This is a genomic window from Caballeronia eucalypticola, from assembly GCF_047608185.1.
Lineage (GTDB): Bacteria > Pseudomonadota > Gammaproteobacteria > Burkholderiales > Burkholderiaceae > Caballeronia.
The window spans coordinates 1-355 of record NZ_JBLKRU010000074.1; the positions used below are offsets into that span (position 1 = coordinate 1).

A 355-nucleotide genomic window follows, 5' to 3' on the forward strand; every position below is an offset into this window, starting at 1 on the left:
TTCCTGCTTGACCTGCTGAGCCGCGAACTCACGCCCAAGACACTGCGACGCCATCGCGACAATCTCTGGCTGCTGGGAGGTGAATTGATCCGCAGGCGTTACGAGGACACCAGGCTCAAGAAACTGCCCGCGCAAGAGGCCATCGCCGAGTTGATAGAACCAGACGGCGGCCCTCTGATCTGGCCACGCATCAGCCAGACTGATCAAGACTCCCTGGATGCCACCTGTCGCAGGCTATACAGGTTTCTCGAAGCCCGGGAAAAACCGGCAGCTAAAGGGTAGCGTGCTGCCACGGCTTACCCACCGAGTGCTTCGCACCTGTGGACAAGCCGCCTTGTGTGCCAGTGAAAGGCAC

General features: G+C 60.0%; 1 pseudogene. It reads left to right on the forward strand.

Going from position 1 to position 355, the window contains the following annotated elements:
- Window positions 1-282: pseudogene (locus tag ACMX25_RS38440) on the forward strand (hypothetical protein); the annotation flags it as partial.
- Between the last annotated feature and the right edge of the window lie 73 nt (window positions 283-355).